The following is a 486-nucleotide window of genomic DNA, read 5'->3' as shown; positions in this document are numbered from 1 at the left end:
TCCCTGAGAAGGTATAGCTGAACGAATGCCCAGATCGACGCTGAAACTGGGAGACATCACGGCGGCCATTAGGGCGAGTAAAGACTTTTTTGACATGATTGCTCCTTTTTTAATCAATGTTGTCCGCTGATGCGTGGATCAGGTTTTGCGCGACGCGGCGGACCCAACCTTTACCGAAAGACGTGAACGTACCGAGCTTGGTATAAAAGACCAGACGCTCGGCGTTGAACCGCAATAAAAGGTCGTTTTCGGGGAGGGAATTGATGGCTTTGAGACTGATTTCGCCGATGATGCCGTCGTCCGGCACGCCTGCGGCGCGTTGGAGCATACGGGCGGCATTGCCGTAACCGTGGTTGACGCAGGCATCAAAAAATTGGAAAGCGACCGCTTCGGGCATTTGGTCTGCGTGGTAACGCTCCCAAAACGCCTTTTGATAAATGCCGATAGCCTGTTCGCGGGTCATGGCGCGCATGGAACCGTTAAAGC

The 486-nt window shown here is 53.5% G+C and carries 1 protein-coding gene; it reads right to left on the bottom strand.

Annotation, left to right across the window (positions count from 1 at the left end; genetic code table 11):
• Positions 1–109 precede the first annotated feature (109 nt).
• Positions 110–486 (bottom strand): glycoside hydrolase family 108 protein (locus ACTHUR_RS19405; RefSeq protein WP_440400423.1); only part of this gene is annotated, 377 nt, incomplete at its 5' end.

The organism is Neisseria sp. P0021.S007, assembly GCF_051956855.1.
The sequence above is the reverse complement of the archived record's forward strand: the minus strand, read 5'-3'. Positions and strand labels throughout refer to the sequence as shown.